Genomic DNA, 25,401 nt, shown 5'->3' with positions numbered 1-25,401 from the left:
GAATTATTCTGAATTTATAATTGTAGTGAGAAGCCATATCCTGGGTAATCACCACAGTTACCTAGACCAAAATCTAAAACAAGGTCTATTGTTCCCGCACAAGCATTTACCGATCCAGAACCAGTGACGTCTCCCTCACTACAGCCATATTGAAAATCTTCATTGGACATTAGTGTTACATTTGCTGTAGCAGGATCAACAGTAACAATAAAATATGCCGTATCTGGATTTTCAATGTATGGATTGGCGTAAGCTCTGATCCAAAATTCGTATTCATTGGCACCAGCTTCAATCTCTATGGTATCTCCCGGTGAATAATCGGCCCATTCATCCGTAACAACAGTTGCTGTTCCAATAAAAGGTGCTGCCGTAACAGGGCTAGGTTCTCCTACTTCAGTGATTGTGTAACTATCTCCCATTTTGGTTATTTGAGCCATGATGTAGTAAACACTGGAGCAAGAATTTCCAGTATTCATTGCACCTGCAAAACTATATTCCTCACCGTTGATAACTCCTGTTTGGTCAAAGGTCAAATGTAGATTTAAATCTACAGGAATGTCCATAGCAGAGTAATAATCGGCTACCACGTAGTAATCACCGTCAGGAGTGTCTGAAGAAATGGTGTAAGTTTCAAAGCTACCCCCATCTGCACCTCCTAATATTTCTGTGTAAGGTACATCAGTTATCAATAGGCGTAAATCAGCTACGTCCGTAGCTCCCAATTCTGTTCCGAAATTGTCCGTAACCGTTGTTGCAGTTTCCCAAGACATTCCTATCATTAAATCACCTTCAACAAGGTTTTGGATATTGAACGTAACGACCTGCTCATTTACAGCAGAAACGTTGGATTCATTACCTGTACCGATTTTGATTGTAGCTGTTTCAGTTTCTTCAATTAAATCATCGGCATGAATAGCTATTACATCTGATACAGAAGTTGACCCCGCAGGAATTGTTACGCTATGTGGAAAAGAGAAATCCTCACCATCAGTTGCGTCCCCTGCAGTTTGCTCAAGATAAACTCTTACGTTTACAATTTGAGGCTCACTTATACTTACTGTAAAACCATAAGTTGTTTCTTCTTCAACCAAAGTTTGGTTATTAGCGAAATCCAATGCAACGCTAAGTGTTGGGGTGCTTGGTTCCATGGTGCTGTGCCCTGTTAGATCATCGTCGCTACAAGCTGTAGTAACAATAAGAGCAAAGACCATAAGATATATTTTTATAAATTTATTTTTCATGTTTTTTGATTTATTATTCTACAATTTTTTCCATGACTTGATAGAATTCTCTTGATCCAGATCCTGAAGTATAATAACCAAAGGACATATATAGTAAATCCTCACCATTAACTTCATCTCTTACTACAATATTAGTTTCTGCCCCACATGGAACATTACTCATATCTGCTGGAGAAGATTCACAGGTAATCAACGGTTGTCCGTTTCCTGTTTGGGCATCTCCACTAGGAGTTTCGTCAGGATAGGTGATTTTGTCGTTCTCGTCAATTTGGAAGTACCACTCATTACCATTAAATGCTCCGAAGTATTCTACAACTCTATAGGTGGTTGCGTCAACAGATTCAATGGTTGTTTCTGAAGGCCAATCCGAGGTAGTATAAGTAAGCACTCCAATTCTGTAGTACTCAGCTTCTAGGCATCGGTAAAGACCAGCAAAACGCGTTCCAACAGAAACTTTGGTAATTGCAGCACTAGCAAAAACTTCTCCAGTACTCAGGGTCGCTTCATAGCGAAGTGTCCAAAAGTCCCCAATATTTAGTTCGCTATCACTTGTAGGTAATGGGCTTCCATCCAATGTCAAACCCTCAATTAAATCTTCATAAGTAAACGATGTTGAAAAAGGAGCATTAGTCCCTAATTCAGTATCTGTAATTGTAACCGAATCATATAAGATTTCATCAGTACTATTTCCTGTAGCAGAACTTGTAAAAGATTTATAAATGTCGATGTTTACAGTCTTCGTATTGCCCTGGTAAACACTTCCAGAGGCAGTATAAGTAGCACCGTTTCCAACTACATAACCAATAGCAGCGTTATTAAGTGTTATTAAACCTCCAGTTGACGCTCCCCCGGTTAATTCGTCATTATCGTCGTCTATACAGGACACAACCATTGACAACGAAAACAACATTAATATTAAGAATTTTATATTTTTCATACTTGTAAGTTTATAGGTTATTATTGCCAAAATAATGAAGAAGTCAATTCGTCACCTCCAATCGAAGAAGCTGCTGCAGCATGGTTATCTCCATTAAGTGATGGTTCTGTTGTTGGGTAGTAGTATCTTGAAGGAATTTGGTTGATGTCTCCTTCGACCGCTGGAGTTAGAACAGGAACATTTGTTCTTCTCCATTCTGTCCAAGCTTCAAACCCCTGTCCAAACAGTGCTAACCACTTTTCTTCGCCAATTTTTTCACGTGCATCATTTTGATTGGCAAAACCTAACCCTTCTTGTCCAATGTACGAAGAAGGACTAATGCCATGAAATTCGTAACTCGCTTCGATACCGGTGTAATAGTAATTCAAGGCAGCATCTAGACCTCCAGAAATATAGCCTTCATTTGCAGCTTCTGCCATTAAGAAACTAAGTTCCGAAAATGACATCAATACTCCGGGTAATTCAGGATCTAAATAGAAATCTCCAAGTCCAGAAATGTTGGCATATGTATATCCTAAACCTTCGTTAGGTAAAGCGGTAAGGTCTCCATAACCTGCTGGTTTCCCTCTATATTCTCCATCAGATTCTGCTGGGGCAACATATAGAGGTAAACGATCATCATTTAAGGTTGTCATTCTATCCACAACAAGAGAATTTACTTTATACTCCAATCTAGATCCAAAATCAATCAATTCGTAGATTGGGTTGGCATCAGGTTGTGTTGCTGTGTAGTTAACCTGGGCGTCATCTGCGTTTGATGACATAAGGTAACCTCCATTTACAAGTGCCTGTAATTCTGAACTAACATCTTGTGTGGATGAAATTCTCATCAAAGCTCTAAATTTTAAAGAGTTGGCCAGTTTTCTCCATTTCGTTACATCTCCTCCGTAGAATAAATCAGAAGAAGCAACTATTTCTCCAGAACCGTTGGCTAGCATTGAAGCAGCCTCTGTGTACATTTCTATGATTCCATTATATATGGTAGCTTCATCATCATAAACTGGCTTCAAGATAGATGGGTTCATGGCCTCGGTAAACGGGATTGGTCCGAATAGTTCTGTTAAAAACTGAAATCCACTTGCTTTCATGATCATTGCGGCGGCTTGAAGGTTTGTGTTGCCTTCTTCTATAGCCAACTGTTCCATAGCGTCTGCTTCGGCAATAACACTTGCAAAAGCATTATCCCAAATATTGTCAATTACGGTACGTCTTGGAATGTAACGCTCTTCAGAGTTGTATTGAACCTTTGTCCACAACTGTGCCCAAACAGCTCCCATGTCTCCACCGGCTCCACCTAATACACCGTGCATCACATTCATGTAGACTCTTTGTGTAGTTCCTAACAATAGGTGAGCAGGAACTGCTACAGGGTTATTAGGGTCTGTATTCAGCTCTTCATAATCTTTGGTACAACCTGTAATCACGGAAAGCGTGATGAAGGTGCAAATAATGAATTTTATTTTTTTCATAATCTTTTTTTTAGAATTTTAAGTTGATGTTGAAACCAATATTTCTCGCTGATGGATACTGACCAAATTCTTGGCCCTGTTGTCCATTGGCACTACTAAATCCTGTTTCAGGATCGATGTGCGGTGCTTTCTTATACAACATCGCTAGATTTCTTCCCACAACAGAGAATTTTAATCCTTCTATAGCGGAGTTTTTGAAGAATTTCTTTGGAATGGAATACCCCAAAGTAATTTGTCTTAGTTTTACGTAGGAAGCATCGAAGATAGAACTAGATTCTACGTCATTACTATAGGCTGCTTGGTTGAAAACTTTTGCATCTACCACTACATTGTTTGGAACGTATCCTCCGTTTCCATCAGACATAACACCGTTTCCAACTACACCAGATTCTCTTCCAATCAAAGATTCTTCAAGAGTTCCTGCATATCTACCCCAAGCGTAAGTCATACTATGTACATCGCCACCAATTTTGGCATCGATCAAAGTAGAAAGGTCAAAGTTTTTGATTCTAATGGCAAAGTTGGCACCTCCTGTCCAATCTGGAGCAATGTCTCCCAAAACTTTATAGTCTTGGTCAATTACAGGAAGACCATCTTCGTAAATTACTTGACCGTCTTCGGTTCTTTCAAAATCTCTACCAACCAAAACTCCGTAAGGTAATCCCGGTCTGGCTTCTAAATTAAGTCCCCATTGACCTCCTAAAATATAAGTGTCCAATTCTCCAAGAGACGTAACTTCATTGTCATTGGTAGCCCAGTTGAGGTCTATATCGAAACTAAAATCTTCTGTTTCTATTACAGTTGCTCCAAATTGAACTTCAAATCCTTTATTGGTCATATCGGCCACATTATCCCACACATTGGTGAAACCAGTTGCAGCTGTTACCTGGATCGGTACTAATAGGTCTTCTGATTTTTGGTCGTAATAGGTGAACCCAAAACGCAATCTGTTTTGGAAGAATTTACCATCAATACCAACTTCCACTCCCGTTACTGTTTCAGCCTTCAAATTTGGATTCCATTGAATGTCTGGTACAGAGGCCTGGTTTCCAAAAGCATTGTTACCTAAGCTGTAAATGGAGTTTAGTCTATATGGCCCTAAAGCTCCTGTACTACCAACCTTTGACCAACCACCTCTAATTTTTAGGAAGTTAACGGCATCGCTAGTAATGTCTAGAGCATCAGTAAGTACAATTGATCCACTTACAGAAGGATAAAAGAAGGAGTTGTTTTCAACAGGAAGGATACTTGCCCAGTCATTTCTTGCTGTAAAATCGATAAAGACGAAATTTCCAAATCCAATTTGTCCATATCCATACAAACTGCTTATTTCTTGAGAACTTTGAGGGAATAAATATTGAGCGCCTGTTGGGCTAACATTTGTTCCTGCCGTAGCTCCTGTTTGAAGGTTGGAAAGTGTGTATAGGTTTGGTAGTTCCAATGCTGGAAGATATCCAGAGGTCAAACTGTTTTTTTGAGACATTTTATTAGCACCTAAATTTAAAGAGAAGTTGAAATTCTCTCCTAGGTCTTTATTAATGCTCACTAAAAGGCTAGAGTTGATTTCTTCAAAGCGTCTTTCAATTTCGTAGTAAGAACCATCAGGAGCATTGTTACTTCCTTTGGCTTGTCTTCTTGTTTCAAATTGGTTGTAGTAATCAATTCCAACTTTGGCACCAACCGTTAACCAATCCAAAACTTCATAACTTAAATCCACATTTCCTATGATACGGTCTTTTTCAAGAGTATTTCTGTTGGTTTCCAACACCCAATAAGGGTTGTTTTGGAAATTGTGGTTCCAGTTCAAAGGAGTGCCCTCTGCTGCTGTTCCTGCAGGAGCTAATGGGAAATTTCTCCAATCTCTTAAATCGGAAAAGTTTACCTGTCTTGCAGACCAGATGAACTGCTGGAATGGATTTTCATTATTGTATCCTGTAATAGGAAGGTTGTCACTGTCTATGTTAAAATAAGTAACGGAAGCCATTGCTGTAAAGCGTTCGCCTAAATCAAGAGTTCCGTTAAGACCAAAGGTTGTCTTTTTTAATTCAGTGAAAGGCACCATTCCCTTTTCATCACTGTTCCCTATAGACAGTCTCAGCTTATCAGTGGTTAAAGATACATTGTTGCTAATGTTTACCCCTGTATCTAAAAAGTCTTTTACGTTGTCTGGATATGACTGCCATGGAAGCGGAGAGCCTCCATATAATTGAGAGTTCCATTGAATGAACTCCAATCCTGTATCCAAGGCAGGACCCCAACTTTCGTCAACACCGTCTCCAACACCTCCACCGGCACCATTAACAAACTCAAAGTAACTTGGGTCTCCACCCTGTCCATAGGAGTTTTGGTAATCAGGAAGCAACAATGGATTTGAAAAAGTTACGTTGGTATTGATTGATATTCCAAATTTCTTAGCGCCGCTACCACTTTTTGTAGTGATTACAATAACCCCGTTACCCGCACGAAGTCCGTATAGTGCAGCTGCGTTAGGTCCTTTAAGGACCGTTACAGATTCAATGTCGTCGGGGTTAATATCGGCAGCGCCATTAGGTAAATCCACACCTCCGCCACTACCAGCGTTACCAAATGAACGGTTGTCAATTGGTACACCGTCAACTACATAAAGAGGTTCGTTGTTACCAGTGATCGAAGAGTTACCCCTTAGTACAATACGGGAAGAAGCTCCAACGCTACCGGAAGTACCTGTAACTTGAACCCCGGCAACTTTACCACTAATGGCATTTGATATGTTGCTTTCCCTCGCTTCGGTCATACCTTCACCTTTAATACTTTGTACGGAATAACCAAGTGCTTTTTCTTCTCTTTTGATTCCCAAAGCAGTTACCACAACTTCATCTAGAACTGCAGCGTCTTCTAACATAGTAACGTTGATTGTGTTTGAAGAGCCTACCGTGATTTCTTGGGTTTTCAATCCGATGTAAGTAAAAGTTAAAACGTCCCCAGCCTTAGCGGTGATGCTGTAGTTCCCATCAAAATCAGTTTGGGTTCCTGTGGTTGTTCCTTTTACGATGATGTTAACTCCAGGAAGCGGTAGGCCGGTGTCATCCGCAACCGTTCCTGAAATTGTTTTTTCTTGTGCAAAAGTTAGCTGCACGACAAACGCCAGTATTAGCGTTAGAATTCCACTAAACTTTGTTTTCATATTTAAATTAATTTGAATTAGCCAGCACCAATATCTTAATAAAAAGTTAATAAAACAATAAACTTTCACTAAAATTTAAAAAGGACCTTCAGAGAATATGTTAAAATGTAGAAGAAATACTGATGTGGACTTTGGAGTCGGAAAACTTGAACTTCTGATTCTCAGTCTTTCCGTTGGAGTAATTTAGTCTGAAGAGACCTGTGTTGGTTAGAAGCCCAAAACCAAAGCCTATCCCAAAGAGTTTTTCTTTGGTGCTGTTTAATTGGTTTTCAAAATAGGAAGCGTCCAAAACGCTATGTATGTAGAGGTTATTGGAAAGGCGGTATCTGTATTCTGTATTAAGCACCGTAAAGAGGTTGGCCAAAATGCTGTTTTCTTCAAACCCTCTTATGGAATTGATGCCTCCAAAGCGATACAGTTCATTTTCCAAGTAGTTATTGGAATTTAAATAAGCGCCATTTAATCTTGTATAAATGCTATTGCGATGATTTAGGTTGAAAATTTTGAAGCTATTAAGTTGAAAGTTGGTTTGGTTTTCCTTGTTGGATTCGGTATTTCTATTCCCAAGGCCAGTTGAAAACTCAAATAAAAAGTTGGTAGGGAATAAAGAGTCATAATATTGTTGCTTGGTGTAGCTATAGTCAATTTGGTAAAAAGTGGAATTGTAATCTATTAAGGTTGTAGAAGAACTGTTGAGTAAATTACTTGAGTTGATTGCTTCAATTCCTATAGCCAGTTTGTTCCTAGAATTTATTTGATAAAAGATGTTGGCAGATTGGGTGACGTTTACAAATGAAGAATCTCTTCTAAAAATATTGAGCCTGCCGTTCACACCCAAAGGGCTTTTGAATAGATATGGTAAACTAATATCTACATTAAAGGTTCTTTGCTCATTTTCGTCACTTTTGTAAAGGAGCTTCAATGATTCTCCATAATTAAGATTGTTAATCAGTGATAAGTCCAAATAACCATCGAATTCCAATTTTTGATTTTCCGCATTGGTGCCAAAACCCAAAAAGCCATCAAAGGAATTGGCTTTCTTTTTTTCGATGTATAAATATAAAGTAGTGGAGTCCTTGGTAAATAGAACTTCAGGCTCCTTAATCTGGTTGGCAAACTGCAAATCATTCAAAAGATTGGTTTGCTGTTTTATTTTTGAAAGATTAAAGGTTTGTGATGTTTTAATCTTTAAGAAGTGCTTGGTGTAAGATTTGGGGAATTTCTCATAACCTTTAATAACGATGCCGTCAATGGTTCTGATTTTGTTGCTAGTGATTTTCAGATTTGCAGACAGAGTAGAATCGTTGGTTTTTTGTAGGTCGGTTAATTGAATGGAGTTGAAAGGATCCCCTGAATTTGCAATTTCATTGTTGAGCTTTTCCAAGGTGGTTTCTAGTTCGGCAATGGAAACTATAAAATAGCCGTCCAGGGTTTTTAGGTTTATGTTTTTAAAAAAATCCTTTTTAACCTCTTCAATATATATATGTACAAAGTTGTATTTGTTGTTTAACTGAAGGTGGGCGATATAAGTAGAGTCGGTTTCTCTTTGAAGTCGTTCTAGTTTTGATTCTAGATACCCCAAATTGTTGAGTTTCTGTTGAAGGGAAATCAACTCGGTTTGAATCGCTTTATAGTTTTCAAGTTTTTTTTTGTACCCGAGCGAGTCGATAATTTTGCTTTCCGTTTCATTGGTACCCTTAACGTTTAAGTGAAGTGATTGAGCGTTAATGAAGTTGCAGAACAACATCCAAAAAACCAATTGCATTAACAATTTTGAGGCGGGCATCATACGGAATTTAATTTCAAAGCTAACGGAAATAATTCAACTAAAATATCTGGAGCAAAAAATAATTCACCAAACTTTTTAAAATTAATTACTTAACATTTGAAAAATTCATTTTTATTCCTACCTTTGCAGCCCTCTAAATAGAGGGTTTAATAAAAATTATATAGTAATATATGCCAACAATTTCACAATTAGTACGAAAAGGAAGAGCCAAAATAACCAAGAAGAGTAAATCGGCTGCTTTGGATTCGTGCCCGCAAAGACGCGGTGTGTGTACTCGTGTTTATACTACAACACCTAAGAAACCTAACTCAGCAATGCGTAAGGTAGCAAGGGTTCGTTTAACAAACGGAAACGAGGTTAACGCATACATCGGTGGTGAGGGTCACAACCTACAAGAGCACTCGATAGTATTGGTTAGAGGCGGAAGGGTAAAAGATTTACCAGGTGTTAGATATCACATCGTTCGTGGAGCTTTGGATACCGCAGGTGTATCAGGAAGAACACAACGTAGATCTAAGTATGGTGCAAAACGCCCTAAGAAGTAATTAAAAAAACTTTAAGAAGAAGACATGAGAAAAAGACAAGCGAAAAAAAGACCGCTTTTACCAGATCCACGCTTTAACGATCAGTTGGTAACACGTTTCGTTAATATGATGATGTGGGACGGAAAGAAGTCTGTAGCTTTTAAAATATTCTATGATGCTATTGATATTGTAGAGTCTAAGAAAGCTGATGATGAGAAAACAGCGTTGGAAATTTGGAAAGATGCTTTATCAAACGTTATGCCTCACGTAGAAGTACGTAGTCGTAGAGTTGGTGGTGCAACCTTTCAAATCCCTATGCAAATACGTCCAGACCGTAAAATTTCAACTGCAATGAAGTGGTTGATTGGTTACGCGCGTAAAAGAAATGAAAAATCTATGCCTCAGAAATTGGCAGCTGAGATTTTAGCAGCAGCTAAGGAAGAAGGAGCAGCCGTGAAGAAGAGAGTTGATACTCATAAGATGGCAGAGGCTAACAAAGCATTCTCACACTTTAGATTCTAATAAAAATGGCACAAAGAGATTTAAAATATACAAGAAACATAGGAATTGCGGCTCACATTGATGCTGGTAAAACAACAACAACTGAGCGTATTCTTTTTTATACTGGAGTTTCCCACAAGATTGGTGAGGTGCACGATGGTGCAGCTACAATGGACTGGATGGAGCAAGAGCAGGAAAGAGGTATCACCATTACTTCTGCTGCAACTACTTGTACTTGGCAGTTCCCAACTGAGCAAGGAAAGCCTACAGCCGATGCTAAAGGATATCACTTTAATATTATTGATACTCCTGGTCACGTTGATTTTACAGTAGAGGTAAACCGTTCTTTACGTGTATTGGACGGATTGGTATTCTTGTTTAGTGCGGTTGATGGTGTTGAGCCACAATCTGAAACTAACTGGAGACTTGCAGACAACTATAAAGTACCTAGAATTGGTTTCGTTAACAAAATGGACCGTCAAGGATCTAACTTTTTGGCTGTATGTCAACAAGTAAAAGATATGTTGGGGTCTAATGCTGTGCCAATTGTATTGAACATTGGTGACGAAGCAGACTTTAAAGGTATTGTAGACCTTGTAAAGAATAGAGCTATTGTATGGCACGATGATAACTTCGGATCTACTTTCGACGTTGTTGATATTCCTGCAGACATGCAAGAAGAGGTGAAGAAATACAGAGCTTTATTGATCGAGGAGGTAGCTGGTTATGACGAGAACCTTCTTGAGAAATTCATGGAAGATGAAGATTCTATTACTGAAGATGAAGTGCACGCTGCATTGAGAGCTGCTGTAATGGACAGAGCGATCATTCCTATGATTTGTGGTTCTTCTTTCAAGAATAAAGGAGTACAGTTCTTATTGGACGCTGTTTGTCGTTATTTGCCTTCACCGGTAGATAAGGATGCTATTGAAGGTACAGATCCAAATACAGGTGAAACTGTAACTCGTAAGCCAGATGTAGATGCACCGTTTGCTGCTTTGGCATTTAAGATTGCTACCGATCCTTTCGTAGGTCGTTTGGCATTCTTCCGTGCTTATTCTGGTAGATTGGATGCTGGTTCTTACGTAATGAACAACCGTTCTGGTAAGAAAGAGCGTATCTCTCGTATCTACCAAATGCACTCTAACAAGCAAAATGCGATCGACTTCATCGAAGCTGGAGATATTGGAGCAGCAGTAGGATTTAAGGATATCAAAACAGGAGATACCCTTTCTGACGAAAAAGCGCCAATCGTATTGGAAAGTATGGACTTCCCAGACCCAGTAATCGGTATCGCTGTTGAGCCTAAGACTAAAGCTGACGTTGATAAGTTAGGTATGGCCTTGGCTAAATTGGCAGAAGAAGATCCAACATTTACTGCAAGAACTGATGAGGCTTCAGGACAGACTATTATTTCTGGAATGGGAGAGCTTCACTTAGATATTATTGTTGACCGTTTGAAGCGTGAGTTCAAGGTTGAAGTTAACCAAGGACAACCTCAAGTAGAGTACAAAGAGGCTATTACTCAAACTGCACAGCACAGAGAAGTTTACAAGAAACAATCTGGTGGACGTGGTAAATTCGCAGATATCGTATTTACCCTTGAGCCTGCAGAAGAAGGTAAAGTTGGTCTTGAGTTCGTTTCTGAGATCAAAGGTGGTAACGTACCAAAAGAATTTATCCCTTCAATTGAGAAAGGATTTAAGATGGCAATGGTAAACGGTCCATTGGCGGGTTACGAAGTAGACGCTATGAAAGTTACCTTGACAGATGGATCTTACCACGATGTGGATTCTGACCAGTTATCATTCGAATTGGCTGCTAAACTTGGTTTCAAAGCTGCTGCTAAAGCTGCTAAAGCCGTAATCATGGAGCCTATCATGAAATTGGAAGTGTTAACTCCAGAAGAAAACATGGGTGATATCGTAGGTGACCTTAACCGTCGTCGTGGACAGGTTAACGACATGAGCGATAGAGCAGGATCTAAAGTTGTAAAAGCGCACGTACCATTATCTGAAATGTTTGGTTATGTAACGTCTTTACGTACTTTGTCTTCTGGTAGAGCAACCTCTACTATGGAATTTTCACATTACGCTGAAACTCCTTCGAACATTGCAGAAGAAGTGATTAAGGCAGCAAAAGGAGTTGAAGCTTAAATCTTAAGAAAATGAGTCAAAAAATCAGAATAAAATTAAAGTCTTACGATCACAACTTGGTTGACAAGTCAGCTGACAAGATTGTAAAAACAGTAAAAAGTACAGGTGCTGTGGTAACGGGTCCAATTCCATTACCAACTCACAAAAAGATTTTCACTGTATTACGTTCACCACACGTAAACAAGAAGTCTAGAGAGCAGTTCCAATTAAGCTCTTACAAGAGATTGTTGGATATCTACTCTTCATCTTCTAAAACAATCGACGCTTTAATGAAACTTGAATTGCCAAGTGGAGTTGAAGTAGAGATCAAGGTGTAAGTAAGCACATCAAGAATTTAAGTTCTTGATCACATGTCCGGAGCTTCGAGCAAAGGAAAAACGGAAAAAGTACAATTCAGGGTTGAAACGTATTTTTGACCCTGAATTTTTTAAAACAAAATAGTAATCAATTTAATAATTAATAAATATGTCTGGGTTAATAGGAAAAAAGATCGGTATGACCAGCATTTTTGATGAAAATGGAAAAAACATTCCATGTACAGTAATCGAAGCTGGACCATGTATCGTTACCCAAGTCAGAACCGAAGAGGTTGACGGGTATAATGCTCTTCAACTTGGTTTCGATGACAAGACAGAAAAAAGTGCTACAAAAGCAGAGCTTGGTCACGCCAAAAAAGCTGGTACTTCTGTTAAGAAAAAAGTCGTTGAATTCCAAGGGTTTGAAGGAGATTACAAATTAGGTGATGCAATCACAGTAGAGCACTTCGTAGAGGGTGAGTTTGTGGATATTGCTGGTACATCTAAAGGTAAAGGATTCCAAGGTGTTGTAAAACGTCATGGGTTTGGTGGAGTTGGTCAAGCTACGCATGGTCAACACAACCGTTTAAGAGCTCCTGGTTCTATTGGTGCAGCTTCTTATCCTGCGAGAGTATTCAAAGGAATGAAGATGGCCGGAAGAATGGGCGGTGAAAAAGTGAAAGTTGAAAATTTAAGAGTTTACAAAGTAGTTCCAGAAAAGAACCTTCTTGTTGTTAAAGGATGTGTTCCTGGGCACAAAAACTCTTATGTAATCATTGAGAAATAATGAAAGTAGCAGTTTTAGATATAAACGGAAAAGACACAGGTAGACAAGCAGAGCTTTCTAAGGATGTGTTTGCTATAGAGCCTAACAATCATGCTGTATACTTAGACGTGAAGCAATATTTGGCTAACCAACGTCAAGGTACGCACAAGGCTAAGGAAAGAGCTGAAATTTCTGGAAGTACTCGTAAGATTAAAAAGCAGAAAGGAACTGGTACAGCCCGTGCGGGAAGTATCAAGTCTGGAGTATTTAAAGGTGGTGGACGTATGTTTGGTCCAAGACCTAGAAACTACGGAATCAAATTGAACAAAAACCTTAAGCGTTTGGCACGTAAATCTGCCTTGAGCATTAAGGCAAATGACAAGTCAATCGTAGTTTTGGAAGACTTTAATTTTGACACTCCAAAAACCAAGAACTTCACAGCGGTATTGAAAGCCCTTGATATTCAAGACAAAAAATCTTTGTTTGTGTTGGGAGCGTCAAATAATAATGTATATTTGTCATCGCGCAATTTTAAAGGGTCTGAAGTTGTAACTGCTTCAGAATTAAATACTTATAAAATTTTGAATGCAAATAAAGTAGTCCTTTTAGAGGGGGCTCTAGAGGGAATTGAAACGAATTTAAGTAAATAAGGAAAGTCATGAGTATCTTAATTAAACCTATTATCACCGAAAAAGCAACAACTCAGGGTGAGTTGAACAACTGCTTTAGCTTTGAAGTGAGCACAAAGGCGAACAAGGTAGAAATTAAAAAAGCAGTAGAAGCTGCTTATGGCGTTTCTGTTGAAAAAGTTCGTACTATAAATGTCCGTCCAGATAGAAGAACCCGTTATACAAAAACAGGTATTCAACATGGTAAAACAAATGCTATTAAAAAGGCATTTGTACAACTGGCGGAAGGTGAGACTATTGATTTATACAGTAACATGTAATTAGACGAAAATGTCAGTAAGAAAATTAAAACCGATTACATCAGCTCAGCGTTTTAGAGTAGTTAATGGATTTGACGCCATTACTACTGATAAGCCGGAGAAAAGCTTGCTTGCTCCGAAAAAAAGATCTGGTGGTAGAAACAGTCAAGGAAAAATGACCATGCGCTACATTGGTGGTGGTCACAAAAAGAAGTATCGTATCATCGATTTCAAAAGAAACAAAGCAGGAATCCCTGCCGAGGTTAAAACTATCGAGTACGATCCAAACAGAACAGCTTTTATCGCGTTGTTGAACTACCAAGATGGTGAAAAGAGATACATCATTGCCCAAAATGGTTTACAGGTTGGACAAAACGTTGTATCTGGTGCCTCAGGAGTAGCTCCAGAAATTGGAAACGCAATGCCTTTAAGCGAAATACCTTTAGGTACTATTATTTCATGTATTGAGTTGCACCCAGGACAAGGGGCTGTTATGGCTCGTAGTGCAGGGGCATTTGCTCAATTGATGGCAAGAGACGGTAAATTTGCTACCGTTAAATTACCATCAGGTGAAACCAGATTGGTACTTGTAACTTGTATGGCAACTATTGGAGCCGTTTCTAACTCAGACCACCAGTTGATCGTATCTGGTAAAGCAGGTAGAAGCAGATGGTTGGGTAGAAGACCAAGAACAAGAGCCGTAGTAATGAACCCTGTTGATCACCCAATGGGTGGTGGTGAAGGTCGTTCATCTGGAGGACACCCACGTTCTAGAAAAGGTTTACCTGCTAAAGGTTACAGAACCCGTTCTAAAACAAAAGCGAGTAATAAATATATTGTAGAACGTAGAAAGAAATAATAGGACATGGCAAGATCATTAAAAAAAGGACCTTACGTTCATTATAAATTAGATAGAAAAGTTCAACAAAATGTTGAGTCTGGCAAGAAGACAGTTATCAAAACTTGGTCTAGAGCTTCTATGATTACTCCAGACTTCGTAGGACAAACTATTGCAGTGCACAACGGTCGTCAGTTTGTACCAGTTTACGTAACAGAAAACATGGTAGGTCATAAATTAGGAGAATTTTCACCAACACGTTCTTTTAGAGGGCATGCAGGTGCAAAAAATAAAGGTAAAAAATAAGAAGAGCTATGGGAAGTCGTAAAAAACAGATGGCAGAGGCTATGAAAGAAGACAGAAAGCAAATTGCGTTTGCAAAATTGAACAACTGTCCTACCTCACCAAGAAAAATGCGTTTAGTAGCTGATTTGGTAAGAGGTCAAAAAGCTGAAAAAGCTCTTCAGATCCTTAGATTTAGCTCGAAAGAGGCATCACGTCGTTTAGAGAAACTTGTACTTTCAGCAATCGCTAACTGGCAAGCTAAGAACGAAGATGCTAACATCGAAGAAGCTAACTTATTTGTAAAAGAGATCAGAGTAGACGGTGGAACAATGTTGAAAAGATTGCGTCCAGCGCCTCAAGGTCGAGCACACAGAATTAGAAAACGTTCTAACCACGTAACAGTTGTGATTGGAGCATTAAATAACAATACACAAAGCTAAGATAGAGATATGGGACAAAAAACAAATCCAATCGGAAATCGCTTAGGAATCATCAGAGGATGGGAGTCTAACTGGTACGGAGGCAATGACTATGGAGACAAGCTTGCTGAAGACGATAAGATTAGAAAATATGTTCACGCTCGTTTATCTAAAGCTAGTGTGTCTAGAGTAATTATTGAGCGTACGCTTAAACTTGTAACCGTTACTATCACTACTGCCAGACCTGGTATCATTATCGGTAAAGGTGGTCAAGAGGTAGACAAGTTGAAAGAAGAGCTTAAAAAGATTACAAACAAGGAAGTTCAATTAAACATCTTTGAAATAAAGAGACCAGAACTTGACGCATATTTGGTAGCATCAAGTATTGCCCGTCAAATTGAGAACCGTATCTCTTACAGACGTGCAATTAAAATGGCTATCGCGGCTGCGATGCGTATGAATGCAGAAGGAATTAAAGTACAGATCAGTGGACGTTTGAACGGAGCTGAGATGGCGCGTTCTGAGCACTACAAGGAAGGTCGTATTCCATTATCTACATTTAGAGCCGATATTGACTATGCTTTGGTTGAAGCCCACACTACTTACGGTAGATTGGGAGTTAAAGTATGGATCATGAAAGGTGAGGTATATGGTAAAAGAGAACTTTCTCCGCTAGTTGGTTTATCCAAAAAGCAAGGAAAAGGAGGACGTGGAGGTAATAACAAATCTCGACGAAGAAAGTAATTTAAAAAGTAAAAGAAGATGTTACAACCAAAGAAAACAAAGTTTCGTAAGCAACAGAAAGGTCGCATGAAAGGAAATGCCGGAAGAGGGCATGTACTTTCAAATGGAATGTTTGGTATAAAATCACTTGACTCTCAATTTATTACTGCGCGTCAAATCGAAGCTGCTCGTATTGCTGCAACTCGTTATATGAAAAGAGAAGGGCAACTTTGGATTAAAATTTTTCCAGACAAGCCTATCACAAAGAAGCCTCTTGAAGTACGTATGGGTAAAGGTAAAGGTGCTGTTGAATACTGGGCTGCTGTTGTTAAACCAGGTAGAGTATTATTTGAAGTTACAGGTGTGCCATTAGAAATCGCAAAAGAAGCGTTACGTTTGGCAGCTCAAAAACTTCCAGTTAAAACTAAGTTTATTATAGCTCGAGACTACGACGAAGCTCAATAAGAATGAATGTATTATGAAGCAATCAGAAATTAAACAGCTATCTACAGCCGAGTTACAAGAACAACTTGGTGTGACCAAAAAGAGTTATGCAGACCTGAAAATGGCTCATGCAATATCTCCTTTAGAAAATCCAATTCAATTGCGTTCTGTAAGACGTTCAATAGCAAGAATTGAGACTGAATTAACTAAAAGAGAACTACAATAACTGTATTCTGCTGAAAGATGGAAAAAAGAAACTTAAGAAAAGAACGTATAGGAGTTGTTACAAGTAACAAAATGCAGAAATCCATTGTGGTTTCTGAGGTTAAGAAAGTAAAACACCCTATGTATGGAAAATTCGTGTTGAAAACGAAAAAATACGTTGCACACGATGAAACAAACGACTGTAACATTGGAGATACTGTAAAGATCATGGAAACACGACCTATGAGTAAATCCAAATGTTGGAGATTAGTAGAAATAATTGAAAGAGCGAAGTAATTATGGTACAACAAGAATCAAGATTAAAAGTAGCCGATAACACTGGAGCAAAAGAAGTATTGACAATACGTGTTCTAGGTGGTACTAAGAAGCGATATGCTTCTATTGGAGATAAAATTGTTGTTTCTGTAAAAGATGCAACTCCTAACGGAAACGTAAAAAAAGGTGCAGTTTCTACTGCCGTTGTTGTACGTACCGTAAAAGAAGTAAGACGCCCAGACGGATCTTATATTAGATTCGACGACAACGCTTGTGTGCTTTTGAATGCTCAAGGTGAGATGAGAGGTACACGTGTATTTGGACCTGTTGCTAGAGAACTTCGTGATAAACAATTCATGAAAATTGTATCATTGGCACCTGAAGTGCTTTAATGACTAAACCAAGATGACAAAGCTTAAAATAAAATCAGGAGATACCGTAAAAGTAATTGCCGGAGACAACAAAGGATCGGAAGGTAAAGTACTTAAAGTATTTGTAGATAAGAACAAGGCCATCGTAGAAGGAGTAAACATTGTGAAGAAGCACACAAAGCCAAGCGCACAAAATCCTCAAGGTGGTATCGTAGAGAAAGAAGCACCAATCCATATCTCAAATTTGTCTTTGATGAATTCTAAAGGAGAAACTACTAGAGTAGGGTACAAAATGGAAGGTGATAAAAAAGTAAGATTTGCCAAAAAATCTAATGAAGTAATATAGTAGTTATGACTTATACTCCAAGATTAAAACAAGAGTACAGAGACAGAATCGTTTCAGCTCTTACAGAAGAATTCGGTTATCAAAACGTAATGCAGGTTCCTAAACTAGAAAAGATCATCTTATCTAGAGGAGTTGGGGCTGCGGTTGCCGATAAGAAATTAATCGATCATGCAGTTGAAGAATTAACTAAGATCTCTGGACAAAAGGCCGTAGCTACCCTTTCTAAAAAGGACGTAGCATCTTTCAAATTACGTAAAGGAATGCCAATTGGTGCCCGCGTAACCTTGAGAGGAGAGAGAATGTACGAATTCTTAGATCGTTTGATTACTTCGGCTTTACCACGTGTAAGAGATTTTGGTGGTATCAAAGCTACTGGATTTGATGGTAGAGGTAACTACAACTTAGGTATTACCGAGCAAATCATTTTCCCAGAAATTGATATTGACAAAATCAACAAAATATCAGGAATGGACATTACCTTTGTAACGTCTGCAGAGACTGATAAGGAAGCACATTCGTTATTAACTGAATTAGGATTACCTTTTCAAAAGAATTAAGATATGGCTAAAGAATCAATGAAAGCCCGTGAGGTAAAAAGAGCAAAAACAGTAGCTAAGTATGCTGAGAAACGTAAAGCTTTAAAAGAAGCTGGAGATTACGAAGCATTACAGAAGTTGCCTAAAAATGCTTCTCCGGTACGTATGCACAATAGATGTAAACTTACAGGAAGACCAAAAGGGTATGTTCGTACATTTGGAATTTCACGTGTAATGTTGCGTGAAATGGCAAATAAAGGACTTATTCCAGGAGTGAAAAAAGCTAGCTGGTAAAAAATAATTATAAACTGGTTTGAAGTTCGGAGCCGAAAATCGGCTCCGAAAACCAAAACCGAAAATTAATATAGATGTATACAGATCCTATCGCAGATTATCTAACAAGAATTAGAAATGCCGTGAAAGCCAACCACAGAGTGGTTGAGATTCCAGCATCCAATCTGAAAAAAGAAATTACTAAAATATTATTCGACCAAGGATATATTTTAAGTTACAAGTTTGATGATTCTTCAGTACAAGGGACTATTAAAATTGCCCTTAAGTACAACAAAGAAACAAAAGAGCCTGTAATCAAGAAGATTCAAAGAATCAGTAAACCAGGTTTACGTAAATATGCAAGCTCCAATGAAATGCCAAGAATCCTTAATGGTCTTGGAATTGCAATTGTGTCTACATCTCACGGGGTGTTAACCGGAAAGCAAGCGCAACAACAAAACGTTGGTGGAGAATTATTGTGTTACGTTTACTAATTTATAAAACAGAAAAGACATGTCAAGAATAGGTAAAAACCCAGTAGCTATCCCAGGAGGAGTTACAGTTGAAGTTAAAGACAATGTAATTACTGTAAAAGGTAAATTAGGTGAATTAACTCAAGAATTTTCTGGTGTAGAAATTAAAGTAGAAGAAGGAAACGTTATCGTTGAGCGTGCCTCAGATAAAAAGGACGTAAGAGCAAAACACGGACTTTATAGAGCCTTGATTAACAATATGATTAAGGGTGTATCTGAAGGATGGACCAAGGAACTAGAGTTGGTAGGTGTTGGTTATAGAGCATCTAACCAAGGGCAAAAATTGGATTTAGCATTAGGTTTTTCTCATAATATTATATTAGATTTAGCTCCTGAAGTTAAAGTTGAGACCATATCTGAAAAAGGAAAGAATCCAATCGTTAAATTAACCTCTCACGACAAACAGTTGGTAGGACAAGTAGCTGCGAAGATCCGTAGTTTCAGAAAACCAGAACCTTACAAAGGAAAAGGTATCAAGTTTGTTGGTGAAGAATTAAGAAGAAAAGCAGGTAAATCAGCTTAATAGTTAAGTTATGGCATTAACAAAGAATCAGAGAAGACTAAGAATAAAAAGCAGAATCCGTAAAATAGTTTCAGGAACTGAAGCTAGACCACGATTGGCTGTGTATAGAAGCAATAAAGAAATTTATGCTCAACTTATAAACGATGTAACTGGTACAACTATCAGTTCTGCATCTTCAAGAGATAAAGACATTAGCGCTGCAACAGGGAACAAAACTGAAATTGCTGCCTTGGTAGGTAAAGCAATCGCAGAAAAGGCCCTTAAGGCAGGTGTTGATACTATTTCTTTTGATAGAGGAGGATATAAATATCACGGAAGAGTTAAATCATTGGCAGAAGGTGCTAGAGAAGCAGGACTAAAATTCTAAGAAATTATGTATCAAAAATATAAAAACGCAGAATTGGTAAAACCAGGTGGATTAGATCTTAAAGATCGTTTAGTTGGTGTACAAAGGGTTACTAAAGTAACAAAAGGAGGTAGAGCATTCGGTTTTTCAGCTATCGTAGTAGTTGGAGATGAAGCTGGTGTAGTAGGACACGGTTTAGGGAAGTCTAAGGACGTTGCTACTGCTATCGCGAAAGCTGTAGAAGATGCTAAGAAGAACTTGGTGAAAATTCCAATCATCAAAGGAACTTTACCTCACGAACAAAAAGGTAAATATGGTGGTGCTAGAGTAAACATTATTCCTGCAGCTCCTGGTACCGGGGTAATTGCTGGTGGAGCTGTGAGAACAGTTTTGGAAGCAGTTGGAGTACATGATGTATTGTCTAAATCTCAAGGATCTTCTAACCCACACAACGTTGTAAAAGCAACTTTCGATGCTTTGTTACAATTGAGAAGCGCAGAATCTGTTGCTAGGGATAGAGGAATTTCTCTTGAAAAAGTATTTAACGGTTAATTTATAGGACGATGGCTAAAATTAGAGTAACAAAAGTAAAAAGCGCAATCAACCGTACGCAAAACCAAAAAAGAACTTTGGAAGCTTTAGGTTTGAAGAAAATCGGTCAGGTTGTAGAACATGATGCCACTCCAAACATCGTTGGTATGGTGAATAAAGTTAAACATTTAGTTTCTGTTGAGGAAACAAAATAATACAGCATAGAAATGGACTTAAGTAATTTAAAACCAGCTGAAGGCTCAGTTAAAAATCAAGGTAAGAGAGTAGGTAGAGGACAAGGTTCTGGTAAAGGTGGTACCGCTACACGTGGTCACAAAGGAGCTAAGTCTCGCTCTGGATATTCTAAGAAAGTTGGTTTTGAAGGTGGGCAGATGCCACTTCAAAGACGTGTACCTAAATTTGGATTTACTAATATTAACCGTGTAGAGTACCAAGGTGTAAACCTAGATACATTACAACAGTTGGTTGATGATAAGAAAGTGAAGGATACTGTTGATTTTAATACATTGGTTGAACTGCGTTTGGCTGGTAAAAACGATTTGGTGAAAATCCTAGGTCGTGGAGAATTGAAATCTAAACTAAAAGTATCTGCTCATAAATTTACTGCTTCAGCAAAAGCTGCAATTGAAGCTGCAGGTGGAGAAGCCGTAACTTTATAAGACCAATTAGAGTATGAAATTTATAGACACTTTAAAAAATGTTTGGAAAATAACGGAACTAAAAGACAGGATCGTGCTTACGCTCGGCCTGCTTTTGGTTTATCGTTTTGGTGCACAAGTAGTATTGCCGGGTATTGATGCTTCTCAATTAGGAGGTTTGGCAGACAGTACTGATGACGGACTACTTGGATTATTAAATGCATTTACCGGAGGAGCATTTGCTAATGCCTCTGTTTTTGCATTGGGTATTATGCCATATATCTCTGCTTCCATTGTAGTGCAGTTGATGGGAATTGCAATTCCTTATCTTCAAAAACTACAAAAGGAAGGAGAAAGTGGACGTAAGAAAATCAATCAGATCACCCGTTGGTTGACCATTGGTATCTGTTTGGTTCAAGCACCTGGATATTTGGCAAGTTTACCTACTTTGGGTATTCCTCAAGAAGCCTTTTTATTGGGTACAGGAGGGATGTTCTATTTTTCATCAATAATCATTTTGGTTACAGGAACTGTTTTCGCAATGTGGTTGGGTGAAAAAATCACCGACAAAGGAATTGGTAATGGTATTTCATTATTGATTATGGTAGGTATTATTGCTAAGTTACCACAAAACTTCTTGCAGGAATATGCTGCAAGGGTAACACAATCAAACGGTGGTTTGATCATGATTTTGATCGAGCTTGTAATTTGGTTGTTGATCATTTTAGGATCTATCATGTTAGTTATGGGTGTGCGTAAAGTTGCTGTTGAGTATGCTAGACGTACCGCTACTGGTGGATACGAAAAGAATGTTTTTGGTTCCAGACAATTTTTACCTTTAAAATTGAATGCTTCAGGTGTAATGCCAATCATCTTTGCACAGGCTATTATGTTCGTGCCAAGTTTAATTGGAAAATCATTTGGTTCTGGAGCGGTAGGTACATGGATGCAAACCCAGTTTTCTGATATCTTCGGATTTTGGTATAACGTGGTATTTGCAGTATTGATCATTGTATTTACATATTTTTATACTGCTATTACTGTTCCAACAAACAAAATGGCAGACGATTTAAAGCGTAGTGGTGGTTTTATTCCAGGGATTCGTCCTGGATCAGAAACTTCAGAATATTTGGATAAGATAATGTCGCAAATTACCTTACCTGGTTCTATATTCTTGGCTTTGATAGCTGTGTTCCCAGCCATCATTGTGAAGCTTATGGATGTACAGGCAGGTTGGGCCTTATTTTTTGGAGGGACATCATTACTAATTATGGTAGGAGTTGCAATAGATACCATGCAACAGGTAAATTCTTACTTGTTGAACAAACACTATGATGGCTTGATGAAAACCGGTAAAAATAGAAAAGCAGTAGCTTAAAAATATTATACTATGGCAAAACAGGCAGCAATAGAACAAGACGGATCAATTATCGAAGCATTGTCTAACGCAATGTTTAGAGTTGAATTGGAGAATGGTCATATTGTGACTGCGCATATTTCTGGTAAAATGCGTATGCACTATATCAAACTATTACCAGGAGACAAAGTAAAATTAGAAATGAGTCCTTACGATTTAACTAAGGCTAGAATAACTTATAGATACTAATACGATGAAAGTAAGAGCATCAGTTAAAAAAAGAAGCGCAGACTGTAAACTAGTGCGCAGAAAAGGTAGACTTTACGTGATTAACAAAAAGAATCCTAGATTCAAACAAAGACAAGGGTAATTATGGCAAGAATTGCAGGTGTAGACATACCAAAACAGAAAAGAGGAGTTATCTCTTTAACTTATATCTATGGAATAGGTAGAAGTAGAGCGAAAGAAATTTTAGCAACGGCTAAAGTTGACGAGAGCACAAAAGTACAAGACTGGACAGATGATCAAATCGGAAGCATCCGTGACGCTGTTGCAGCCTTTACTATTGAAGGTGAACTTCGTTCTGAAACTCAATTGAACATTAAGCGTTTAATGGACATTGGATGTTACAGAGGTATTCGTCATAGAGCGGGACTTCCATTAAGAGGTCAACGTACTAAAAACAACTCTAGAACAAGAAAAGGTAGAAGAAAAACAGTTGCAAACAAGAAAAAGGCAACTAAATAATAATTAGTAACATGGCAAAGTCAAATACTAAAACTAAAAAGCGTAAAGTAATTGTTGACTCTATTGGAGAAGCACATATTGCAGCCTCTTTCAACAATATCATCATCTCTTTGACTAACAAAAAAGGAGATGTTATAGCATGGTCATCTGCCGGTAAAATGGGATTCCGTGGTTCTAAAAAGAACACGCCATATGCTGCGCAATTGGCTGCAGAGGATGCTGCAGGTGTAGCTAAAGAAGCAGGTTTGAAAAAAGTGAAGGTTTATGTAAAAGGACCTGGTAACGGTAGAGAATCTGCTATTAGATCTATCCATAACTCAGGTATTGAAGTATCAGAAATTATCGATGTTACTCCACTACCACACAATGGATGTAGACCTCCAAAAAGAAGAAGAGTTTAATTTATTCAGAAATTTTATAATTAATATCAATTGTTTTTACAATTGATATTAATTATTTCTGTTAAATTTGCAAGCTGAAAAATTTATAAACAAGTATTAACGGGAGATAAACTGTTTATCGAAGGATAAGAATAAGACCTTAATTCATAAACACTCCCAAAATTAATTTTAACAAATGGCAAGATATACTGGTCCTAAAACTAAGATAGCCCGTAAATTCGGTGAAGCTATCTATGGAGATGACAAGGCTTTTGAAAAAAGAAACTATCCTCCAGGTCAACACGGTGTAAACAAGCGTCGTGGTAAAAAATCTGAATACGCGATCCAATTGATGGAAAAGCAAAAAGCAAAATACACTTATGGTATTTTGGAAAAGCAATTCAGAAACATGTTTAAAAGAGCAACTGCTGCCCCTGGTATTACAGGTGAAGTATTGTTACAACTTTGTGAGTCTAGACTTGACAACGTAGTTTACAGAATGGGTATTGCCCCTTCTCGTAGTGGCGCTAGACAATTGGTTTCTCACAGACACATTACTGTAAACGGAGAAATTGTAAACGTTCCTTCTTACCAATTGAAAGCTGGTGATGTTGTAGCAGTAAGAGAAAAATCAAAATCTTTAGAAACCATTCTAAATTCATTGGCTAATTCTAGTGAAGTTTATGAGTGGATTACTTGGAATAGCGAAACCAAGCAAGGTACTTATGTTTCAGTACCTGCAAGAGTGCAAATTCCAGAAAATATCAACGAGCAATTCATCGTCGAATTATACTCTAAATAATAACTAGAAACAAAACACACAATATGGCAATATTAAATTTTCAGAAGCCTGACAAAGTAATCATGATTGATTCTACTGATTTTGAAGGTAAATTCGAATTTAGACCTTTAGAACCAGGATATGGATTGACAGTAGGTAACGCTTTAAGACGAGTGTTATTATCTTCTTTGGAAGGATTTGCCATTACATCTGTGAAAATAGAAACCGTAGATCACGAGTTCTCTACCATCGCGGGAGTAGTGGAAGATGTTACAGAAATTATTTTGAACTTAAAGCAGGTTCGCTTCAAGCGCCAAATTGATGAAATCGATAACGAGTCTGTTTCTATTTCTATTTCTGGACAAGAGCAAATCACAGCAGGTGATTTTCAAAAGTTCATTTCCGGTTTCCAAGTATTGAACAAAGATCTTGTGATCTGCAACTTGGATCCTAAGGTGAACATCAACATGGAAATTACTATTGAAAAAGGTAGAGGATATGTACCTGCTGAGGAAAACAAAAAAGCTTCTGCTCCAATTGGTACTATATTTACCGATTCAATTTATACGCCAATAAAAAATGTGAAGTATAGTATTGAAAACTATCGTGTAGAGCAAAAAACCGATTATGAGAAATTGGTTTTCGAAATTATCACAGATGGATCAATACACCCAAAAGATGCTTTAACAGAAGCTGCTAAAATCCTAATTCACCACTTCATGTTGTTCTCTGACGAGCGCATTACCCTTGAGGCGGATGAGATTGCACAAACAGAAACTTATGATGAAGAATCACTTCACATGAGACAGTTATTGAAAACCAAATTGGTTGACATGGACCTTTCTGTAAGAGCATTGAACTGTTTGAAAGCAGCTGAAGTTGATACATTGGGAGATTTGGTTTCTTTTAATAAGAACGATTTGATGAAATTCAGAAACTTCGGTAAAAAGTCCTTAACAGAGTTGGAAGAACTTGTAATTGTTAAGGGATTGAGTTTCGGAATGGACTTGAGCAAATACAAATTAGATAAAGACTAACAAACAAATTCCTTCATAGTTT

The 25,401-nt window shown here is 38.1% G+C and carries 36 protein-coding genes; 31 read left to right on the top strand and 5 right to left on the bottom strand.

The genetic code is table 11. The features are described 5' to 3' along the window. Nucleotides 1-14: 14 nt before the first annotated feature. The 5 genes from ZA05_RS09425 to ZA05_RS09405 form a co-directional block, all read right to left on the bottom strand. On the bottom strand, nt 15-1,241 hold the full coding sequence (locus ZA05_RS09425; protein ID WP_053991442.1) for a hypothetical protein: 1,227 nt from the start codon (nt 1,239-1,241) through the stop codon (nt 15-17). A 13-nt stretch (nt 1,242-1,254) separates the two neighbouring features. Continuing rightward, entirely contained in the window at nt 1,255-2,178 is a 924-nt protein-coding gene (locus ZA05_RS09420) for a hypothetical protein (RefSeq protein ID WP_157514637.1), read from the bottom strand. Between the two features lie 20 nt (nt 2,179-2,198). Then, nucleotides 2,199-3,647: a SusD/RagB family nutrient-binding outer membrane lipoprotein gene (locus ZA05_RS09415; RefSeq protein WP_053991440.1), complete on the bottom strand. Its 1,449-nt coding sequence runs from the start codon at nt 3,645-3,647 to the stop codon at nt 2,199-2,201. Nucleotides 3,648-3,657: 10 nt separating this feature from the next. Further along, nucleotides 3,658-6,810, bottom strand: coding sequence for a SusC/RagA family TonB-linked outer membrane protein (locus tag ZA05_RS09410; RefSeq protein WP_053991439.1), 3,153 nt, complete (start codon nt 6,808-6,810; stop codon nt 3,658-3,660). 100 nt (nt 6,811-6,910) lie between these two features. Further along, nucleotides 6,911-8,575: a POTRA domain-containing protein gene (locus ZA05_RS09405; protein WP_231632473.1), complete on the bottom strand. Its 1,665-nt coding sequence runs from the start codon at nt 8,573-8,575 to the stop codon at nt 6,911-6,913. A 194-nt stretch (nt 8,576-8,769) separates the two neighbouring features. Between ZA05_RS09405 and rpsL the strand changes: the two genes are divergently transcribed. The 31 genes from rpsL to ZA05_RS09260 all read left to right on the top strand — a co-directional run bounded on the left by rpsL (nt 8,770) and on the right by ZA05_RS09260 (nt 25,379). Then, nucleotides 8,770-9,144: a 30S ribosomal protein S12 gene (gene rpsL, locus ZA05_RS09400; protein WP_019386263.1), complete on the top strand. Its 375-nt coding sequence runs from the start codon at nt 8,770-8,772 to the stop codon at nt 9,142-9,144. 24 nt (nt 9,145-9,168) lie between these two features. Continuing rightward, the gene (gene rpsG / locus ZA05_RS09395; protein WP_053991438.1) at nt 9,169-9,645 is read left to right on the top strand and encodes a 30S ribosomal protein S7; all 477 of its coding nucleotides are present in this window, start codon (nt 9,169-9,171) and stop codon (nt 9,643-9,645) included. A 5-nt stretch (nt 9,646-9,650) separates the two neighbouring features. After that, the gene (gene fusA / locus ZA05_RS09390; protein ID WP_053991437.1) at nt 9,651-11,780 is read left to right on the top strand and encodes an elongation factor G; all 2,130 of its coding nucleotides are present in this window, start codon (nt 9,651-9,653) and stop codon (nt 11,778-11,780) included. A gap of 11 nt (nt 11,781-11,791) precedes the next feature. Continuing rightward, complete coding sequence (gene rpsJ, locus ZA05_RS09385; protein WP_007650482.1) at nt 11,792-12,097, top strand: 30S ribosomal protein S10; 306 nt, start codon at nt 11,792-11,794, stop codon at nt 12,095-12,097. A gap of 148 nt (nt 12,098-12,245) precedes the next feature. Then, nucleotides 12,246-12,863 (top strand): 50S ribosomal protein L3, encoded by a 618-nt coding sequence (rplC, locus tag ZA05_RS09380; protein WP_053991436.1) that lies wholly within the window; start codon nt 12,246-12,248, stop codon nt 12,861-12,863. Beyond that, nucleotides 12,863-13,492 (top strand): 50S ribosomal protein L4, encoded by a 630-nt coding sequence (gene rplD, locus ZA05_RS09375; protein WP_053991435.1) that lies wholly within the window; start codon nt 12,863-12,865, stop codon nt 13,490-13,492. Before rplC ends, rplD begins: the two co-directional genes overlap by 1 nt. 8 nt (nt 13,493-13,500) lie before the next feature. Then, complete coding sequence (gene rplW / locus ZA05_RS09370; RefSeq protein ID WP_053991434.1) at nt 13,501-13,791, top strand: 50S ribosomal protein L23; 291 nt, start codon at nt 13,501-13,503, stop codon at nt 13,789-13,791. 10 nt (nt 13,792-13,801) lie between these two features. Beyond that, nucleotides 13,802-14,629, top strand: coding sequence for a 50S ribosomal protein L2 (rplB, locus tag ZA05_RS09365; protein ID WP_053975742.1), 828 nt, complete (start codon nt 13,802-13,804; stop codon nt 14,627-14,629). A gap of 6 nt (nt 14,630-14,635) precedes the next feature. Continuing rightward, nucleotides 14,636-14,914 (top strand): 30S ribosomal protein S19, encoded by a 279-nt coding sequence (rpsS, locus tag ZA05_RS09360; protein ID WP_053975741.1) that lies wholly within the window; start codon nt 14,636-14,638, stop codon nt 14,912-14,914. An 8-nt stretch (nt 14,915-14,922) separates the two neighbouring features. Beyond that, nucleotides 14,923-15,333, top strand: a complete 411-nt coding sequence (rplV, locus tag ZA05_RS09355) for a 50S ribosomal protein L22 (protein WP_053975740.1) — start codon at nt 14,923-14,925, stop codon at nt 15,331-15,333. A gap of 9 nt (nt 15,334-15,342) precedes the next feature. Beyond that, entirely contained in the window at nt 15,343-16,056 is a 714-nt protein-coding gene (rpsC, locus tag ZA05_RS09350; protein WP_053991433.1) for a 30S ribosomal protein S3, read from the top strand. 18 nt (nt 16,057-16,074) lie between these two features. Continuing rightward, nucleotides 16,075-16,500: a 50S ribosomal protein L16 gene (gene rplP / locus ZA05_RS09345; protein WP_053991432.1), complete on the top strand. Its 426-nt coding sequence runs from the start codon at nt 16,075-16,077 to the stop codon at nt 16,498-16,500. Nucleotides 16,501-16,513: 13 nt separating this feature from the next. Beyond that, on the top strand, nt 16,514-16,705 hold the full coding sequence (rpmC, locus tag ZA05_RS18035) for a 50S ribosomal protein L29 (protein WP_053975737.1): 192 nt from the start codon (nt 16,514-16,516) through the stop codon (nt 16,703-16,705). A 17-nt stretch (nt 16,706-16,722) separates the two neighbouring features. Further along, nucleotides 16,723-16,980 (top strand): 30S ribosomal protein S17, encoded by a 258-nt coding sequence (gene rpsQ / locus ZA05_RS09340; protein ID WP_053991431.1) that lies wholly within the window; start codon nt 16,723-16,725, stop codon nt 16,978-16,980. A gap of 2 nt (nt 16,981-16,982) precedes the next feature. Beyond that, nucleotides 16,983-17,351 carry a 50S ribosomal protein L14 gene (gene rplN, locus ZA05_RS09335; RefSeq protein WP_053975735.1) on the top strand — a complete coding sequence of 123 codons (369 nt, stop codon included), beginning with the start codon at nt 16,983-16,985 and terminating at the stop codon, nt 17,349-17,351. Nucleotides 17,352-17,364: 13 nt separating this feature from the next. Next, nucleotides 17,365-17,676: a 50S ribosomal protein L24 gene (rplX, locus tag ZA05_RS09330; protein ID WP_053991430.1), complete on the top strand. Its 312-nt coding sequence runs from the start codon at nt 17,365-17,367 to the stop codon at nt 17,674-17,676. A 5-nt stretch (nt 17,677-17,681) separates the two neighbouring features. After that, the gene (gene rplE / locus ZA05_RS09325; RefSeq protein ID WP_053991429.1) at nt 17,682-18,233 is read left to right on the top strand and encodes a 50S ribosomal protein L5; all 552 of its coding nucleotides are present in this window, start codon (nt 17,682-17,684) and stop codon (nt 18,231-18,233) included. Between the two features lie 3 nt (nt 18,234-18,236). After that, nucleotides 18,237-18,506 (top strand): 30S ribosomal protein S14, encoded by a 270-nt coding sequence (gene rpsN / locus ZA05_RS09320; RefSeq protein ID WP_053975732.1) that lies wholly within the window; start codon nt 18,237-18,239, stop codon nt 18,504-18,506. Between the two features lie 74 nt (nt 18,507-18,580). Beyond that, a complete protein-coding gene (gene rpsH, locus ZA05_RS09315; protein WP_053991428.1) occupies nt 18,581-18,979 on the top strand; it encodes a 30S ribosomal protein S8 in 399 nt (132 codons plus the stop codon). Nucleotides 18,980-18,998: 19 nt separating this feature from the next. Continuing rightward, nucleotides 18,999-19,541 carry a 50S ribosomal protein L6 gene (gene rplF / locus ZA05_RS09310; protein WP_053991427.1) on the top strand — a complete coding sequence of 181 codons (543 nt, stop codon included), beginning with the start codon at nt 18,999-19,001 and terminating at the stop codon, nt 19,539-19,541. 10 nt (nt 19,542-19,551) lie between these two features. Then, entirely contained in the window at nt 19,552-19,908 is a 357-nt protein-coding gene (gene rplR, locus ZA05_RS09305; protein WP_053991426.1) for a 50S ribosomal protein L18, read from the top strand. Nucleotides 19,909-19,914: 6 nt separating this feature from the next. Continuing rightward, nucleotides 19,915-20,439, top strand: coding sequence for a 30S ribosomal protein S5 (gene rpsE / locus ZA05_RS09300; RefSeq protein ID WP_053991425.1), 525 nt, complete (start codon nt 19,915-19,917; stop codon nt 20,437-20,439). Between the two features lie 11 nt (nt 20,440-20,450). Continuing rightward, nucleotides 20,451-20,633, top strand: coding sequence for a 50S ribosomal protein L30 (gene rpmD, locus ZA05_RS09295; protein WP_053991424.1), 183 nt, complete (start codon nt 20,451-20,453; stop codon nt 20,631-20,633). 12 nt (nt 20,634-20,645) lie between these two features. Then, nucleotides 20,646-21,098, top strand: a complete 453-nt coding sequence (gene rplO, locus ZA05_RS09290) for a 50S ribosomal protein L15 (RefSeq protein WP_053991423.1) — start codon at nt 20,646-20,648, stop codon at nt 21,096-21,098. Between the two features lie 13 nt (nt 21,099-21,111). After that, complete coding sequence (gene secY, locus ZA05_RS09285; protein ID WP_053991422.1) at nt 21,112-22,455, top strand: preprotein translocase subunit SecY; 1,344 nt, start codon at nt 21,112-21,114, stop codon at nt 22,453-22,455. A 12-nt stretch (nt 22,456-22,467) separates the two neighbouring features. Beyond that, nucleotides 22,468-22,683 (top strand): translation initiation factor IF-1, encoded by a 216-nt coding sequence (gene infA / locus ZA05_RS09280; RefSeq protein ID WP_026753784.1) that lies wholly within the window; start codon nt 22,468-22,470, stop codon nt 22,681-22,683. Nucleotides 22,684-22,687: 4 nt separating this feature from the next. Then, nucleotides 22,688-22,804 carry a type B 50S ribosomal protein L36 gene (gene ykgO, locus ZA05_RS18030; RefSeq protein WP_008269159.1) on the top strand — a complete coding sequence of 39 codons (117 nt, stop codon included), beginning with the start codon at nt 22,688-22,690 and terminating at the stop codon, nt 22,802-22,804. A 2-nt stretch (nt 22,805-22,806) separates the two neighbouring features. Continuing rightward, nucleotides 22,807-23,181 (top strand): 30S ribosomal protein S13, encoded by a 375-nt coding sequence (gene rpsM, locus ZA05_RS09275; RefSeq protein ID WP_053991421.1) that lies wholly within the window; start codon nt 22,807-22,809, stop codon nt 23,179-23,181. Nucleotides 23,182-23,192: 11 nt separating this feature from the next. Then, a complete protein-coding gene (rpsK, locus tag ZA05_RS09270; RefSeq protein ID WP_053991420.1) occupies nt 23,193-23,582 on the top strand; it encodes a 30S ribosomal protein S11 in 390 nt (129 codons plus the stop codon). A gap of 175 nt (nt 23,583-23,757) precedes the next feature. After that, entirely contained in the window at nt 23,758-24,363 is a 606-nt protein-coding gene (rpsD, locus tag ZA05_RS09265) for a 30S ribosomal protein S4 (protein WP_053991419.1), read from the top strand. 23 nt (nt 24,364-24,386) lie between these two features. Further along, nucleotides 24,387-25,379 (top strand): DNA-directed RNA polymerase subunit alpha, encoded by a 993-nt coding sequence (locus tag ZA05_RS09260; RefSeq protein ID WP_053975721.1) that lies wholly within the window; start codon nt 24,387-24,389, stop codon nt 25,377-25,379. Nucleotides 25,380-25,401 lie beyond the last annotated feature (22 nt).

The organism is Mangrovimonas sp. TPBH4, from assembly GCF_001280505.1.
Lineage (GTDB): Bacteria > Bacteroidota > Bacteroidia > Flavobacteriales > Flavobacteriaceae > Mangrovimonas_A.
The sequence above is the reverse complement of the archived record's forward strand: the minus strand, read 5'-3'. Positions and strand labels throughout refer to the sequence as shown.